14 protein-coding genes, 1 tRNA gene, 1 pseudogene and 1 riboswitch are annotated in these 15462 nt (G+C 58.2%); of the genes and pseudogenes, 7 read left to right on the top strand and 9 right to left on the bottom strand.

Annotated elements, in window-relative coordinates; genetic code table 11:
- The 3 genes from AC2FND_RS08380 to AC2FND_RS08370 form a co-directional block, all read right to left on the bottom strand.
- A partial coding sequence (locus tag AC2FND_RS08380; RefSeq protein WP_496769087.1) for a cobaltochelatase subunit CobN occupies positions 1-1951 on the bottom strand: 1951 nt, incomplete at its 3' end.
- A 3-nt stretch (positions 1952-1954) separates the two neighbouring features.
- Entirely contained in the window at positions 1955-3010 is a 1056-nt protein-coding gene (cobW, locus tag AC2FND_RS08375; protein ID WP_209597013.1) for a cobalamin biosynthesis protein CobW, read from the bottom strand.
- 4 nt (positions 3011-3014) lie between these two features.
- Positions 3015-3389, bottom strand: coding sequence for a DUF1636 family protein (locus AC2FND_RS08370; protein WP_209597011.1), 375 nt, complete (start codon positions 3387-3389; stop codon positions 3015-3017).
- Between the two features lie 94 nt (positions 3390-3483).
- Positions 3484-3688, bottom strand: a riboswitch (cobalamin riboswitch).
- An 84-nt stretch (positions 3689-3772) separates the two neighbouring features.
- On the opposite strand from AC2FND_RS08370, the gene AC2FND_RS08365 reads away from it, so the two are divergent.
- Positions 3773-4786, top strand: a complete 1014-nt coding sequence (locus tag AC2FND_RS08365) for an NAD(P)-dependent oxidoreductase (RefSeq protein WP_496769084.1) — start codon at positions 3773-3775, stop codon at positions 4784-4786.
- A gap of 178 nt (positions 4787-4964) precedes the next feature.
- On the opposite strand, the gene AC2FND_RS08360 is transcribed toward AC2FND_RS08365, so the two are convergent.
- Positions 4965-5038: transfer RNA gene (locus tag AC2FND_RS08360), tRNA-Cys, on the bottom strand.
- A 224-nt stretch (positions 5039-5262) separates the two neighbouring features.
- Between AC2FND_RS08360 and AC2FND_RS08355 the strand changes: the two genes are divergently transcribed.
- The 3 genes from AC2FND_RS08355 to AC2FND_RS08345 all read left to right on the top strand — a co-directional run bounded on the left by AC2FND_RS08355 (position 5263) and on the right by AC2FND_RS08345 (position 8291).
- Positions 5263-5916 carry a protein-L-isoaspartate O-methyltransferase family protein gene (locus AC2FND_RS08355; protein ID WP_209503353.1) on the top strand — a complete coding sequence of 218 codons (654 nt, stop codon included), beginning with the start codon at positions 5263-5265 and terminating at the stop codon, positions 5914-5916.
- Between the two features lie 94 nt (positions 5917-6010).
- Positions 6011-7429 (top strand): TolC family outer membrane protein, encoded by a 1419-nt coding sequence (locus tag AC2FND_RS08350; protein WP_209503355.1) that lies wholly within the window; start codon positions 6011-6013, stop codon positions 7427-7429.
- A gap of 73 nt (positions 7430-7502) precedes the next feature.
- The gene (locus AC2FND_RS08345; protein ID WP_496769081.1) at positions 7503-8291 is read left to right on the top strand and encodes a hypothetical protein; all 789 of its coding nucleotides are present in this window, start codon (positions 7503-7505) and stop codon (positions 8289-8291) included.
- 3 nt (positions 8292-8294) lie between these two features.
- On the opposite strand, the gene AC2FND_RS08340 is transcribed toward AC2FND_RS08345, so the two are convergent.
- Together AC2FND_RS08340 and AC2FND_RS08335 are read right to left on the bottom strand one after the other, a co-directional pair.
- Positions 8295-9752, bottom strand: coding sequence for a cobyric acid synthase (locus AC2FND_RS08340; RefSeq protein ID WP_496769079.1), 1458 nt, complete (start codon positions 9750-9752; stop codon positions 8295-8297).
- Positions 9753-9914: 162 nt separating this feature from the next.
- Positions 9915-10235, bottom strand: coding sequence for a DUF6280 family protein (locus AC2FND_RS08335; protein WP_037310273.1), 321 nt, complete (start codon positions 10233-10235; stop codon positions 9915-9917).
- A 219-nt stretch (positions 10236-10454) separates the two neighbouring features.
- Here AC2FND_RS08335 and efp point away from each other — a divergent pair, with 219 nt between their 5' ends.
- Entirely contained in the window at positions 10455-11018 is a 564-nt protein-coding gene (gene efp / locus AC2FND_RS08330; RefSeq protein ID WP_496769077.1) for an elongation factor P, read from the top strand.
- Positions 11019-11071: 53 nt separating this feature from the next.
- Here efp and AC2FND_RS08325 read toward each other — a convergent pair whose 3' ends face one another.
- Positions 11072-12013: an ABC transporter transmembrane domain-containing protein gene (locus AC2FND_RS08325; protein WP_209503363.1), complete on the bottom strand. Its 942-nt coding sequence runs from the start codon at positions 12011-12013 to the stop codon at positions 11072-11074.
- 106 nt (positions 12014-12119) lie between these two features.
- Entirely contained in the window at positions 12120-12863 is a 744-nt protein-coding gene (gene ygfZ, locus AC2FND_RS08320; RefSeq protein WP_496769075.1) for a CAF17-like 4Fe-4S cluster assembly/insertion protein YgfZ, read from the bottom strand.
- A gap of 73 nt (positions 12864-12936) precedes the next feature.
- Between ygfZ and AC2FND_RS08315 the strand changes: the two genes are divergently transcribed.
- Positions 12937-13611, top strand: coding sequence for a TIGR04283 family arsenosugar biosynthesis glycosyltransferase (locus AC2FND_RS08315; RefSeq protein ID WP_496769073.1), 675 nt, complete (start codon positions 12937-12939; stop codon positions 13609-13611).
- A gap of 7 nt (positions 13612-13618) precedes the next feature.
- On the opposite strand, the pseudogene AC2FND_RS08310 reads toward AC2FND_RS08315, so the two are convergent.
- Positions 13619-14374 (bottom strand): annotated as a pseudogene (locus AC2FND_RS08310) (hypothetical protein); the annotation flags it as partial.
- A gap of 240 nt (positions 14375-14614) precedes the next feature.
- Here AC2FND_RS08310 and AC2FND_RS08305 point away from each other — a divergent pair.
- Positions 14615-15454: an EamA family transporter gene (locus AC2FND_RS08305; RefSeq protein ID WP_496769071.1), complete on the top strand. Its 840-nt coding sequence runs from the start codon at positions 14615-14617 to the stop codon at positions 15452-15454.
- The last annotated feature ends 8 nt before the right edge of the window (positions 15455-15462 follow it).

Genomic DNA, 15462 nt, shown 5'->3' with positions numbered 1-15462 from the left:
TGGTGGCCTGGTTCAGGCCCAGATCGTGCTCCAGCCCAATGGCTTGCGCCTCATCCCGGATATCTTCCTGCAACCGGTCACGGCGTCTGGGGTCAAGGCCGTCCGCGTTTGAGAACTCGTCCAGCAGGGCCTCCAGCCGCACCATCCGATCCGGCGTTCCGCTTTCTTTCATGGGAGGCGGGATGTGGCCCAGAGTCACCGCGCCGATCCGGCGTTTGGCCTGCGCGGCCTCGCCCGGGTCGTTGACGATGAACGGGTAGATCACCGGCAGGTCACGGATCAGCGCCTCGGGCCAGCAGTTTGCCGATAGGGCAACTGATTTGCCGGGCAGCCATTCCAGCGTTCCATGCGCACCGATATGGATCAGCGCATCCGCTCCTAGACCTTTGCGCAGCCACAAATAGAAGGCGACATAACTGTGGCGCGGGGTGCGCAAGAGGTCATGATAGTCGTCATCCCGCAGCTCGGGTGTTCCGCGTTCTGGTTGCAGTGCGACCAGTGCCTTGCCGCGTCGCAAAGCCGTGAAGTGAAACGCGCCATGAGCGAAAGTTGGGTCTTGCTCGGGATTGCCCCATACGGTGTGCAGATCGGTGCGCAGGGTCTGGGGTAATTCAGCGAGTGCGCTCAGATAATCCTCAAGCGGCCACGATATCCGGGCGTCCAAGAGTGTGTCGGCAATTGGTTCGCCAGCCGCGATGTTGTAGCCTTCACCGCAAAGATCAGACAACATCGCCTCAGCCGAGGCCAGTGCGTCGAGACCGACCGCATGGGCCATTTGCCAGTCTTTGCCCGGATATGTGGACAGCACCAATGCGGGAATCTGATCTGCCTTTGGTTTGTCATTCAGGGCAAGCCAGCCCGATACCCGGTCGATGATCGCCTCGATCCGGTCCGGCTCGGCCCGATGCGCAAAACGCGAGTATTCCAGTTGCGGATCGCGCTTGCCCGGCTCTTTGAAGGAGGCAACGCCTGCCGATATTCGCCCGTCCACTTCGGGCAATACCACGTGCATGGCGAGGTCGGCGGGTGAAAGGCCGCGTTCCGCCTCGGCCCAGGCCTTGCGTCGCGAGGTGGCGAGGGCGACCTGAAACACCGGCACATCCGCTGCGTCCAGAGGCGACGTGCCGGATGCGCCCTTGCCCGAGAATGAAGTGGCGTTGATGATCGCCGATGGTCTCAGGGCAACGACCTGTTCCCTGAGCCAGTCGGCAGCGACCGGTGCCTTGAGTGACGGGGCAAACAGACCCACCGCCTGGAGCCCGCGGGCGCGCAGGCTGCGGATCAGGGCCGCGACCGGGGCGGTGTCTGCGGATGTCAGATATGCGCGGTAGAAGGTGACAAGGATGCGTTTCGCATCGTTATCGAACGCGGAATCCACCGGGACGACACCCTGATCCGGGCACCACGCACCGCATTCGGGTAGGGTTTTCGCGCCCATCACCGGCCCGGCATAAAGCCCTGCTGCCAACGCCATCTGGGCCAATGCGGCCTGCGCGGCGACTTCGCCGCCGGTGTCACACAGATGTGCCAGCCGCCGCAGGGTCGAGAGGGGCAGGGTCGAATACTCATCCAACCGAGTGTCTTCGCGCCCATCCGCCGGTAAAACGGCCAGAGCGATGCCTTTGGCCTGCGCCAGTGCCAGAACCTGTTGCAATCCGTAAGACCAATAGGGCACGCCACCGATCAGACGGATCAGGATGCCCTTTGCGCCTTCAAGTGTCTGTTCAACATAGGTGTCGACGGACAGGGGGTGTTTCAGTGCTGCAAGATTGGCCAGCCGCATCGTGGGCATCCGCCCCTCAGGTCCGCCGCCGCGATGCCAGCCCGCCGCGAAAGCGCCCAGGTCACTGTCGGAAAAGGACAGCACAACCAGATCAGCCGGGCTTTGGCCCAGATCGGTTGGGGTCTCGGTTTCCTCGAGCCCGTGGCTTTCGCGAAAGACGACGTGCATGACTTACTCGGCAACCTCGGTCACACCCACGAGGATATCACGGATCTCGGCCTCTTTGATGTCGTCATGCTCGGCAATCACGACCAGGCGCGAGCGGCGCTCTTCACCGGGCTCCCACGGGCGGTCGTATTGGTGACGAACCCGCGCGCCGACAGCCTGAACCAGCAGGCGCATCGGTTTGCCTGTGACGGCGGCATAGCCTTTGACGCGCAGGATATTCAGCTCAGATGCAAGACGTTCAATCCTGGCTACCAGTTCCGCCGGGTCGGTCTGTTCCGGTAACTCGACGATGATGCTTTCGAAATCGTCATGCTCATGATCGTGATGGCCATCGTGATGTGACGGGCGGGCGTCCATGTCATCTTCGGCGGCAGCCTCAAGGCCAAGCACGACACGCACGTCGACGACACCCTCTGCGACCTCGACGACGGGAAGCGGGCGCGGCGCCTCGGCGGCGATAATCTGTTTAGCTTTCGCGACACCTTCGGGACCTGCCAGATCGGGCTTGGTCAGCAGGATGATATCCGCGCACGAGATCTGATCCTCGAACACCTCGGACAAGGGTGTTTCGTGATCAATCGAGTCATCAGCCAGCCGTTGGGCATCCACCGCTTCAACGTTCGGAGCAAAGCGACCGGCGGCCACGGCCTCGGCATCGGCCAGCGCGATCACGCCATCAACAGTGATTTTCGAACGGATATCAGGCCAATCAAATGCTTTCAGCAGCGGTTTGGGCAGTGCAAGGCCGGATGTTTCGATCAGGATGTGATCCGGGCGCGGTTCCAGCGCCATCAGCGCCTCGATGGTCGGGATGAAATCATCAGCCACGGTGCAGCAAATGCAGCCGTTTGCCAGTTCCATGATGTTTTCCGCAGGGCAATCCGGTATTGCGCAGGATTTCAGAATGTCGCCATCAACACCCACATCTCCAAACTCGTTAACAACAATCGCCAGCCGCTTTCCCTGCGGGTTCTGCATCAGATGGCGCACCAGCGTGGTTTTGCCCGAGCCCAGAAAGCCGGTGATCACGGTGACGGGAAGTTTTTCTAGGTTCGACATGATCTCAGCCTCCAATCGGGGGAATGCGCGAGGCGCAGTTTTTGCGGAAATGTTCAGGACGGTCGCGCCACTTCACCAGACCATCGTCTGTGGCCAGATACTTGGTCACACCATCGATGATGACATCGACGTGATCGATTTCGTTCAGGTTCTCGTAAACAAAGGTCCAGCGATCCGGCCCGCCCCGAAGAACGATGGAACAGCCCTGATCGCAGTTCGAAAGGCATTCGACAGGTTTCAGAGTGATACCATCTGGCAAGGCAGCCTGTTCCAGGGCCTTGTGCAACAATGTGCCGGGTCGTTCGGCGTCATCCTCGACGGGCAGACCCCGGCGGCAAGTCGTGCAAACCAGTAGCTCTACCGGTGCGGTCTCGGTCATGTCTCTCATCCCCCCAAATCCTCTTCGCGGGGGACGGGGTTTCATGCGGGCACCACGTCTGCACATGGACCCGACACCGGAACACCCCGCCCGGTTTCAACTTCGGGTGTTGGCAGGTCTCCCGGCTTGCGGATGCCAGAGCGGTCGCTCTGTCGGATGTCCCGCCTTCCCGGCACAGGCCAGTGGCATTGGGCATCCTCTCCGGTCACGGTCGCGGGGGCGGCTGCGTTTGGCGGATGAACCGTTGACGCATTCCCTTTTCATCGGCTGTCGCCGACACCAACGACAGGGACATGCGGCACCGCTGACCCGCTTGTCAAGCGGTTCGCGCGCAACAAATAAGCCAAGGTGAAAAAAGCGACCTGTAGGCGTCGTTCGGCGGCATGAAGAACGTGTTCGGTATATGGTCGCATGACGGGAAAACGACGAACTTGGAGATGCGTCATATGAAAGTGGGATTTATCGGTCTGGGTAACGTAGGCGGCAAGCTTTCGGGATCCCTTTTGCGCAACGGTATTGATCTGACTGTGCATGACCTGAACGCGGATCTGGTGGCCGAGTTTGTCGCCAAAGGCGCAAAGGCGGCAGAGGGGCCCGCCCAGTTGATGCGCGATTGCGATGCGGTGATCACCTGTCTGCCGTCTCCGGCAGCATCGGACGCAGTCATGCAGGAGATGTTGCCCGAAGTGGGCCCCGGCAAGATCTGGATGGAGATGTCGACCACAGACGAGGCGGAAGTCAAACGCCTGGGTGCCGAAGTCATATCGCGCGGCGGTGCGGCCGTCGATTGCCCGGTTTCTGGCGGGTGCCACCGTGCCGCGACGGGCAATATCTCGATCTTTGCGGGCTGCGACCGGGAAACGTTTGAACGAATTCTGCCGTTCCTGACGACAATGGGCCGCCGGGTTTTGCACACCGGTGAACTGGGCTCGGCGTCGGTGCTGAAAGTGATGACCAACTATCTTGCCACCGCCAACCTGATCACCTGTGCCGAAGCACTGGTTACGGCAAAGGCTGCTGGGATGGATCTGAACACGACCTATGAGGCGATCAAAATCTCGTCCGGCACGTCCTTCGTGCACGAAACCGAAAGTCAGGTCATCCTGAACGGGTCGCGCGATATTTCCTTCACCATGGATCTGGTGAAGAAGGATATCGGTCTGTTTCAGGAGGTCGCCGACCGCGCCGGGGTGCCGCTGGAAATAAACCCGGTGATGATCAGCATCTTTAACGATGGTATCGCGCGCTATGGCGAACGCGAGCTTTCACCAAATATTATCAAACGGCTGGAAGAGGCAACCGGCCTGGATATCACCGCCCCGGGCTTTCCAGCCGAAATGACGGATGATGAGCCGGAAGAGCCGGGATACGAGGTTGTGCCACAAGGGCGCGCCTGAGGGTAAGGCAAACACCAGACTACATCGCGCCCCGTGAACGAGCAGAGGTAGGAAGGTGATCCGAAAAAACACGCCATATCTGGCCCGCAGTTCGACAGAATCGCGGGCCATGAACGTCTGAAAATACCAAGCGTCACACGCGCGTACTGCGGGGCCAAGTCAGCGATTAGGATGTTGTTGGAGGCGAGTACCGGAATCGAACCGGTGTACACGGATTTGCAATCCGCTGCGTCACCACTCCGCCAACTCGCCTTTTCAAGTAAAATCAAATACTTGCCGTGGTGTGACTGGGTTTTTAACAGCTTTCCTCTGGGGCGTCCAGTGGATTGCGCGCGAAATTGCCGGCAAGATCGAAATTTGCCGAAGTCCACGCCCAAGGAGGTGATCAAGATTCAGGTTGCGGCAACAGGGGCGTTGCTGGAAGGTTCAGGATATGGCACAAGCCCGACATCTTTGGGAATGAGACGAGATATCCAATGACTGACTTCGCAGCCCGGCGCCGCACAATGGTTGATACACAGATCCGCCCCTCTGACGTCACCAAGTTCCCGATCATTGAGGCGATGCTGAGTGTTCCGCGCGAAAGCTTCGTACCCGATTCTCAGCGCGAGGCGGCCTATGTGGACGGCCTGATTGATCTGGGTGGCGGGCGCAGCATGCTGGAGCCGCGGACCCTGGCTAAAATGCTGGACGTGTTGAACATATCCAAGGATGAGATGGTCTTAGATATCGCTCCGGCAATGGGGTATTCCACGGCTGTTACCGCACGGATGGCTGAGTTGGTCGTGGGTGTTGAATGCGACGAAACCCTTGCAACCGAGGCGCAAAACCTCTTGGCCGAAGCCGAAGTGCTTAACGCTATCATTCACGTTGGCGCGCTGGAACAGGGTGTGGCGGAACACGGTCCCTATGATGCAATCATGGTGCAGGGCGGTGTCGAGCAGGTGCCCGATGCCCTGTTGGATCAACTCAAGGACCACGGTCGGATCGTGTGCCTGTTTGTCAACGGCAACCTGGGTACAGTTCGGATTGGTCGAAAAACCGGGGGCCGCGTCAGTTGGCGTGATGTGTTCAATGCCAATGCGCCGGTTTTGGAAGGTTTTTCGGCAGAGTGTGCATTTTCGCTATAGTCCGCCGATAGATTTTTCTATCGCCTTGATTAGTTGAAAAGAAGGCCGCAAACTGCCTGCAGGGCAGTGTAATTTCGTTTGAGAGGATTTTGGTATGCGTGGTTCGGCGACAGGTAAGCTGGTCAGGGCGTTTGCTGTGACCGCAGGACTTGCCATGAGCGTGATGCCAGGGCGTGCAGCGTGGGCAGACAACATAACGGATGCGTTCATCGGCGCGTATAACACCAGTGGTTTGCTTGAACAGAACCGGGCGTTGCTGCGCGCGGCGGATGAAGATGTGGCCATTGCGCTTTCTGCGTTGCGGCCAATCATCAACTGGACCGTGCAGGTCAGCCAGGATTACACCCGTTCGCGGGTCAATAATGTCGTGACGACAAACGAACCGTCGCGGTTCTTTTCGGGCCTGACGCTGAGCCAGCTTTTGTATGATGGTGGCGCGTCTGTACTAGGCAAGCAGTCGGCGCAGGAAACGGTGCTGTCGACCCGGCAAACCCTGATTGATATTGAACAACAGGTACTTATTCGCGCAGCAAATGCCTATCTGGGCGTTCTGCTGCAGGAAGAGACCGTGGCGATCCGCCAGAACAACGTGGATGTGTCGGCAGAGGAACTTAGGGCGTCGAATGACCGCTTCGAAGTTGGTGAAGTGACCAGGACCGACGTCGCGTTGTCCGAAGCACAGCTGGCAAGCTCTCAGGCGGATCTGGCGGTGGCACGCGGTGAATTGAGCATTGCGCAGGCCGAATACGTGAATGCAGTCGGAAAGGCACCGGGGCGAACGGCTGGTCAGCCGAGCCTGCCCAATCTGCCGCGTTCCGAAGCAGAAGCTGTGAATCTGGCGCAACGCAACCACCCGGCCATTCTATCGGCTCAGCATCAGGTCAGGGCGTTTGATCTGGTCGTGCAGCAACAGCGGGCAAACCTTGGGCCGAATGTCAGCCTGAATGCCGATGCTGGCGTGTCCGAGCGCTATGACAATAATGACTATGTGAACGACGCGACCGTGTCGCTGAACTTCACACAACCTATCTACGCGGGTGGCCGGTTGGCGGCAAATGTGCGTCGCGCAATGGCCAGCCGGGATGCCTCGCGTGCGAATCTGCTGAACGTTCAAAAGAACATCACGCAGGGTGTGACCGACCGGTATGCGGCGTTTCAGGCGGCCAGCGCCAGCCTGAGGGCATCAACTGAGCGCGTTAACGCCTCGCAAGTGGCTTTTGATGGCATCCGGGAAGAGGCGACTCTGGGCGCGCGAACAACTCTGGATGTATTGAATGCACAGCAGGATTTGCTGGATGCACAGCTGGCAGAAGTCGCTTCGCGCACCGAACGGTCGCGGGCTGCCTATCAGTTGTTGCAGGCGCAGGGCCTTCTGACAGCCGAGCGTCTTGGGTTGGCGGTGCAAATCTATGATCCGACATTGTATTACAATCTGGTCAAGAATGCGCCGGCACAGGTCAGCAAGCAAAGCAAGGATCTGGATCGCGTTCTCAAAGCATTGCGCCGGGACTGATCGACAATACTATTTGTTGTGAGGCGCGGATTGTTTGGCTACACTCGATCCAAGGATAGAGCGGTAGAGAACAATGTCTGATAATGTCGTGAAAGCAGGGATCGAAGACGTTCTGTCTTCGGTCAAACGTCTGGTCAGTGAAGACAGTCGTGATAAAACCGTCTCGGATCAAACGACTAAAGCACGAAAGCCGGGGCGGCTGGTGCTTACTGATGCATTGCGCATCAGCACACCAGATCAATTGGGGGTGATTCCCGCTAAAGCTGTGTCGGAGGCCGAAGTTTCAGATGCCGCCAAGCCCATGTTGTTACGCACCTGTGACATCGTTCAGACGGGGCAACCTGCGAACGCTGACCAGGACAAGCCAGAAGCCGCCGAGACGAAACGCGCTCCGTCGGATGATGCAACAAGCAGCCTGAGTGCAAAGATCGAAGCGCTGGAAGCGGCAATTGCGCAAACAGAAGATCAGTGGGAACCGGACGGTGACAGCCAGGATGCATATTCGGGCACACCGTCACACGCGCTGCCATGGGATGTCGAAGAAGAATTTGCCGCTGCGATGTCGATTGATGCTGCCGGTGGTGACGAACCAGAGGCAGTTCAACAGGACGAAGACGCATCTGGTCAGGCGGAATTCATCCGGTCGTCTCAGGCTGTTGTGTCTGATGCCGATGCCGAAGAACCTGATTCCGATGAAAATGTCAGGACGATCGATATGGATGAAGACGCTCTGCGCACCCTTATCGCAGAGGTTGTCCGCGCCGAGCTGCAAGGAACGATGGGCGAGCGGATTACACGAAATGTGCGCAAGATGGTCAGGCGAGAGATCGCCCGCGCTCTTGCGGCTCAGGATCTGGAGTAGCGATTACCCGCTGTGCGGGGACTGCGCGAGGCTGAACAGCAGGTCAAGGTCCATGTGGCGCTCCAGATGATCGGCCAGATCGTCCAGCGCTTGCTCGACGCCGTCCTCATAGGACAGGTCCGAGGTCACGCCTATCGTTGACAAATACCGCGCCCGGAATGCGTCGGACGAAAAGATACCGTGCAGATAACTTCCCTTGATCCGCCCGTTTGCGCTGGCCGCGCCTTCAGGGCGGCCTTCGACCTCAAGCCATGCATTGGTGCAATCCGGCCCGTCTGTATGGCCCATGTGGATTTCGTATCCGGCGACCGGCTCTCGGTCCGGCAAGGCATGGGCCGTACGCAGAACAACTTGCTTTTGTCCTCCCATGACCGTGTCTACATCCAGCAACCCCAACCCTTCGACCTTACCCGGTCGACCGTCCACGCCATCGGGGTCGGAAATGGTCTTTCCCAGCATCTGAAAGCCACCGCAAAGACCCAGCACATGCCCGCCACGCCGGACATGACCAAACAGGTCGATGTCCCAGCCTTGTGCACGGAAATAGGCCAGATCTCCGATGGTTGACTTGCTGCCCGGTAGCAAAACCAGATCGGCATCGCCGGGCAAAGGGCGTCCGGCCGGAATGATCTCGACGCTCACTCCGGGTTCGGCAGACAAGGGATCAAGGTCGTCGAAATTCGCCATCCGTTCAAGCTGTGGCACAACAACCTTGCATGTGCCGCCTGTGTGAGAGCGGATGTCCATCATATCTTCGGCCGGAAGCTTCCAGGCGTCTTGAAACCATGGCACAACCCCCAGACAGGGCCATCCCGTTCGAGAGGCGATATCACCGCGCCCTTCGTCAAAAAGGGATACATCCCCCTTGAACCGATTGACGGCGAAGCCCCGAATTCGAGCAAGATCGCCGTCATCCAGAACCGCCTGAGTGCCAACGATCTGTGCAATCACACCACCGCGGTGAATGTCGCCGACAAGTATCACCGGAATATTCGCAGCACAGGCAAAACCCATATTGGCGATGTCACCCTTGCGCAGGTTTGTTTCGGCCGGGCTGCCTGCCCCTTCGATCAAAACCAGATCCGCGTCGCTGCACAATCGGTCAAAGCTTTCCAATGCGGCGCTTAGCAGTCTGGATTTATCCTTGCGGTAATCACCGGCTTTCATGGTGCCCGCGCGCTGCCCCTGAACAATGATCTGCGCGCCGGTATCTGTTTCGGGTTTCAGCAATACAGGGTTCATATCGGTATGTGTCGCCCGCCTTGCCGCCCGTGCCTGAAGGGCCTGCGCGCGACCGATTTCCCCACCGTTTTCCGTAACAGCAGCATTGTTCGACATGTTCTGCGGCTTGAAGGGCGCAACCCGAAGACCTCGCCGTGTGAAAGCTCGCGCAAGCCCCGCCACCAGAACGGATTTTCCGACATTGCTGCCGGTACCTTGAATCATGATGGCGCGAACCATGGATTGTCTCCTACCTGTCAAGGCGCAGATGAACCGATTTGGGCGGGCAGGGGAAGCCCCGAATTCACCTTGACGCCCGGGATCGGGATCGCGGCGGTATACGCATAGAAAAACGCGCTCTGATGGCAGAGCGCGTTTTTTCTGAGTTGAAACAACCTTGGATCAGGCAGCTTCAGCCTGCTGAGCGGCATTGCGACGCTCGCTTTCTTCACGCGACAGTGCGACCGAGGTCCGCACGCCACGTCCAACGAACTCCATCAGTCCGCTGACAACCCGTTCGTTCGGGTCGATTCCCGCGCAAGACAGCACTTCGCGCCCATCGCGTGAGCGCGCCCAACGGGCAATTTGTTCCGGACCATTGCCATATTTCTTGTCATCGGCAATGGCGTCATCAAGTGCGGCCAACACAACGGCCGCGAAAAGTTTGCGAGCACGATTGCCTTGTTCGTTGTTAAAGGCAGTGCCGTCAACGAAATCTCTCATCTCGTCTTCCTTGTTTTTCTTGCTCTTGCAATTTTCGGCGTGACGGTCCTTATGACCGATAAAGTGCGATTCGGATACAGCTAATATGCATAGTTGCGTTGCGTCACTTGCATATCTCGCTGCACGTGCAGCACTAGGTTTGGTTGTCTTGTCAGGTATGTTCCCGCCAGATATAGGAGGCGCAACTGACGCATCAACCGTTTGTGAAGGAATTATGTAATGGCCAAGATAAATGGGAACGAAATTCGCCCCGGCAATGTGCTTGAGCATAACGACGGCCTTTGGGCCGCGGTCAAGGTTGACCATGTGAAGCCCGGCAAGGGCGGCGCTTTCGCGCAGGTCGAACTGCGCAACCTGCGCAATGGTTCGAAACTGAACGAACGGTTCCGCTCGGCTGACAAGGTTGAGCGTGTGCGCCTTGAACAGAAGGATCAGCAGTTCTTGTATGAAACCGATGGCATGCTGGTCTTCATGGATGCCGAAACATACGAACAGATTGAATTGCCAGCGGATTTGCTGGGCGAGCGTCGTCCGTTCCTTCAGGATGGCATGACGATTGTTGTCGAATTCTACGAAAGTGAAGCGCTGAACGCGACGCTGCCGCAGAAAGTGACCTGCAAGATTGTCGAAACCGAGCCGGTCGTAAAAGGTCAGACCGCCGCGAACTCGTTCAAGCCTGCAATTCTGGATAATGGCGTGAAAGTCATGGTGCCGCCGTTCATCGGTCAGGATGAAATGATCATCGTGAACACCGAAACGATGGAATATTCCGAACGCGCGTGACGTTTCGTCGCTTTTAATGTCAGACCGCGCAAGCAGCCGCTGCGCGGTCTTTTTTATGCACTGTTGCGGTACCGGTAATGCGCGGGGTCCGGGCCGAATAGTTCTAGCATCAGCTCGTATTTGATGCGGTTGGCACTGACTTGTCTGTAAAAGGCGATCAGGAACGCGGTCGGGCCCTGTATCCGGCCAAGCCCGCTGGTCGCGGCCACCACCGTGCCGACATCGGTCTTTCCTTGCAGCACCAGATAACCGCCCAACATCAGAATACCTACGGTTCCGGCGCCGTTGATTACGCTCAATAGGAACTTGGCCGAAAGCTTCCAAAGAAACATGCGCCGCCTTGTGTCATAGATGTCGTCGAACAGGGCATTGATATCCCGCTCGACGGCATCGATATCCTCGGTGGTCAGCCTATCAGTGGCGCTGCGCAAAAGGCGGACGCGTTCGGCGACGAACGTGTTCACTTTGCGTTGCGACACCAGAACGATAATGATCTGGGGCACAATCATGGAAAACGCGATAAGGCCAAGGCCTGGCTGCGTTGAGGATATATACCCGATCACGCTGATCAGCGTTCCAACCTGAACCACCGGGTCCGAAAATGCGCCCCCTGCAAACTTGCCCAGTTCCTCGGCTTCGGCCGAGATGGCGGTCGTCATGGTGCCCTTGCGCAGATTTTCACCCGTTTCCTTCAGGTCGGTCGCGCGCCAGAGCAAGCGTTGCCGGATCAGCCGGATCATGTCTTCGCCCAATGTACCCGCGCGAAAACCCAGAACCCATTTCAGGGCGAGGCTTAGCAGGATGACTATCATCATGCCGATGCCCAGCAGAACCAGCTTTTCGACATGAAGATCGTTGGACGTAAGGTGGTTGACAATATCGCGTTGAAATTCAAGCGGAACCGCGGCAAGCGCAGCAATGGCAATGGATAACAGAATGAGGACAATCTGCCGTCCGGCGCTGGCGCGCCAAATCGCGGAGTAAAGCTGAAACATGCGGGTATCCGTGTTGCCCCTGTGCCGACACATTGGCAGGGCTGGGTAACGGGTTCAAACTTTACGAAATAAACGGCGGATAAGGCCGTGCCGATTTGGCAACAAGTTACGCTTGATCCGTCAGGCGAACCACGATGTCTCCGGCCAACATGTCAGCACCCGCGCGGTCAAAGCGCAGATACGCGATTCCGTGTCCGCCTGATTGCGTGAACAGGGTGCCGACGGGTTTGCCGTTTGCGGCAATCTCAGTCCCCACCGGAACCGATCCTTCGACAAAGACCCGCCGCAAGCCTTTGCGCAATTCGGTCTTGTGCTTCATGCGCGCAGTCACTTCCTGACCGACATAGCAACCCTTTTTGAAGTCCACGCCGTTCAGCGCCTCAAACCCGGATTCGAGGATATAGCTGTCTGGCGTCAGTTCGACCCCAGCCTCGGGGATGCAGTGTCGAACGCGCAGCGCGTCCCAGTCGGTTCCGTCATCGCCTTCTGGGGCTGTCGAATAGACACGCCAACCCATATCCGGGTGACGGGGGTCGGGCAGGGCGGTGTCCGGTGCTGGACCTGTGCCGCGTTGTAGATGTAGATCCGTGCCTTCGATCACCACATCCGCGCGGAGTTTGTACATGTTCAGGCGCTTGATCAGGTCATCCGCAAGTGGCTCGGCCACGTCCAGCAGCACGCCACCGTCATCGCGTTTCAGAAAGAAATCTGCCAGATACTTGCCCTGTGGAGTAAGCAACGCCGTATAAACAAGCCCATTGCCCAGCCCCCGAACGTCATTGGTGACAAGGTCCTGCAGAAAGTTTTCGGTGTCCGAGCCGATCAGGCGCAGGATGCGGCGGGTGGGCATGGCTTGGTCCTCGTCATTGCCTTTGGCCTCGTGATATAGGAAGTCCTGCAGTCAAGACCAGAGGTTATCGGACGTGCCCGCACCCGTCACTGTAGTGATTCCAACCTTGAATGCCGCCGGTTCCTTGCCTGCGTGCCTTGAAGCCCTGATGGAAGGGGTGCATTCCGGGTTGATTCGGGACCTGATCGTCAGCGATGCAGGCTCAACAGACCAGACGTTGAGAATTGCAGAAGATGTTGGCGCGCTTGTTCTGAAAGGTGAGCCATCACGCGGTGGTCAATTGCGCCGGGGGTGTGCGCAGGCTGAAGGTGAATGGTTGTTAATCCTTCATGCCGATACCGTGCTGCAACAGGGATGGGCCGAGAGCGTAAGCGCCCATCTGCCATCCAACGCACCAGCGGCGTTTCGGTTGGCTTTTCGCGCGCGTGGGTTTGCGCAGGCCTGGGTGGCCGGATGGGCCAATCTGCGCAGCAGTCTGTTCGGTTTACCTTACGGAGATCAGGGGTTGCTGGTTCCGCGTGATGTCTATCTAGCGGCTGGTGGGTATCCGGACCAACCCTTGATGGAAGACGTCGCGCTGGTGCGCGCATTGCCACGGATCGAGATACTCGGGTCGCGTGCCTTTACGAGCGCGGAGCGCTATGAACAGGCAGGTTGGTTTCGGCGGGGTGCACGGAACTTGTGGACACTTCTGCGCTATTTTCTGGGGGTTGATCCACGGGTGCTGGCGCGGGGCTATCGACGTTAAGCGCCCGGCGCAACTCGACCAAAGATTTTCCCAGTCGAAACGGGGCCGCAAAGCTAACAAGACAAAGCGCCACGATTTGCAGAACCAGAATATGGGCATTGGCCTGCAGGTATTCCCACTCGTCCTTCAACTTGCCGACTTGCTGGATCAGGTCGTCATAGCTTTGTGCCAGGATCTGATAATCTCCGGCAATCGCGGGCACCTTGCGGCGCATGTTGTCGATGGCCACCTGGGTTTTGTCGTCCAGAGACGTGAAAACGAGGAACTGGTCGATATCGAAAGCATCAGCTTTGGCCGTCATATCCCGCAGCTCGTCCATTTCATCTTTGCCCTGACTTCCGAACAGGAAGTGCAGGCCCTGCAAGGGGGCCACTTCGTTGGTTACGGCGATGAACAGGGGCAATTCCGAGTTGCTGGCAGTTGATGCCGACAGAAATTCAACCTTGTCGCACAGCACTGCCGTGTCCGGATCGTAAGCAGGGTCGCAGAAACGCAGACGAAACCGTGCGGCATCCCGGTCGAATGCCAATGTTGCGGCGTAGGCTACATCAATCTGGCGATCCAGTCGCGAACTGTCCGACGTATAAAGCCCCGCCAAAACAGCCACCAATGCGCCGATGCCACCCAGCACGACCCAGACCAGATCGGCCAGTTTCCATGCCCTGTGCCCTGCTGGTTTGCGGAACAAAAAGGCGGTGCCGATCGATCCTGACAGAAAAAACAGGATAAGCAGGGGCAATTGGTTGTCTGTCACAAAACTCATGTTCACGATCTTAGAACGTCGCACGCTGCCTGCAACCGGGATCACGTGCAGTTGTAACTTCTTACCGGACACCGGCGCACAGTACAAAACCAGGAGCGGCTTGCGGACACATTCCCGACAGTGGCGGTACTTTGACCACTGGAAACCCGCTTGACAAAAATCCCGGTTTTGACAGACACCACGCCCAAGTGAATAGGGCCCAAGACCCTTGTTGCGCGTATTCTGCGGGAAAGGTCGGGCATGACCCTGTTCGTCACTCTGATTATTCTGTCGGCGGCGTTGCTGCATGCCGTATGGAATGCCATCGTGAAAACGGCGGCGGACCGCTCCACGATGCTGGGTCTGGTCGCGTTGGGTCAAGTCTTGCCAGCGGCGGTAATGGTGATGGTCCTGCCCCTGCCGAACACGCAGAGCTTTGTCTATATCCTGCTCTCGACCATCGTGCATTTCGGCTATTACTTCATGCTGAGTAAGGCCTACCAGCATGGCGATCTGAGTGTGGTTTACCCGATTGCACGCGGGATTGTTCCGGCACTGGTCTCGCTTTGGGCGATGGCGCTGGTGGGCGAAGTTCTGCCTTGGCAGGCCTGGGGCGGGATCGCCCTGATCGCGGTTGGCATTCAGCTGAGCAGCTGGGCCGCGCTGCGTTCGGGCGTTGGGCGCAGCGCGCTGGGATTCGCGCTGGGAACCGGGTTTTGCATTTCGATCTATTCGGTTGTTGACGGCATCGGGGTACGGCTGTCAGGCAATACGCTCAGCTATTGGGCGTGGGGGGCCTTTCTGCACCTGTTCATTGCAGGTTTTGTCGGGGTCAGGAAACGCGCCACCCTGAAAGACCTGCCAGCCAGAATATGGATGACGGGTCTTCTGGGCGGGCTGGTTTCGATGACAGCGTATGGTCTGGTGCTTTACGCCAAGAACTTTGCGCCGCTTGGGGCGGTTTCGGCCCTGCGGGAAACCTCGGTCATCTTTGCGGCGCTGATCGGGTTCATTTTCCTGAAGGAAGGCAACTGGATGCGACGCCTGGGCGCCGCGGTCCTCATGGCGATTGGCGTCGCGCTGATCGGCACGGCGGTCTGACCCGGTCC

The sequence above is a fragment of the Ruegeria sp. BHSB056 genome (genome assembly GCF_059613305.1).
The sequence above is the reverse complement of the archived record's forward strand: the minus strand, read 5'-3'. Positions and strand labels throughout refer to the sequence as shown.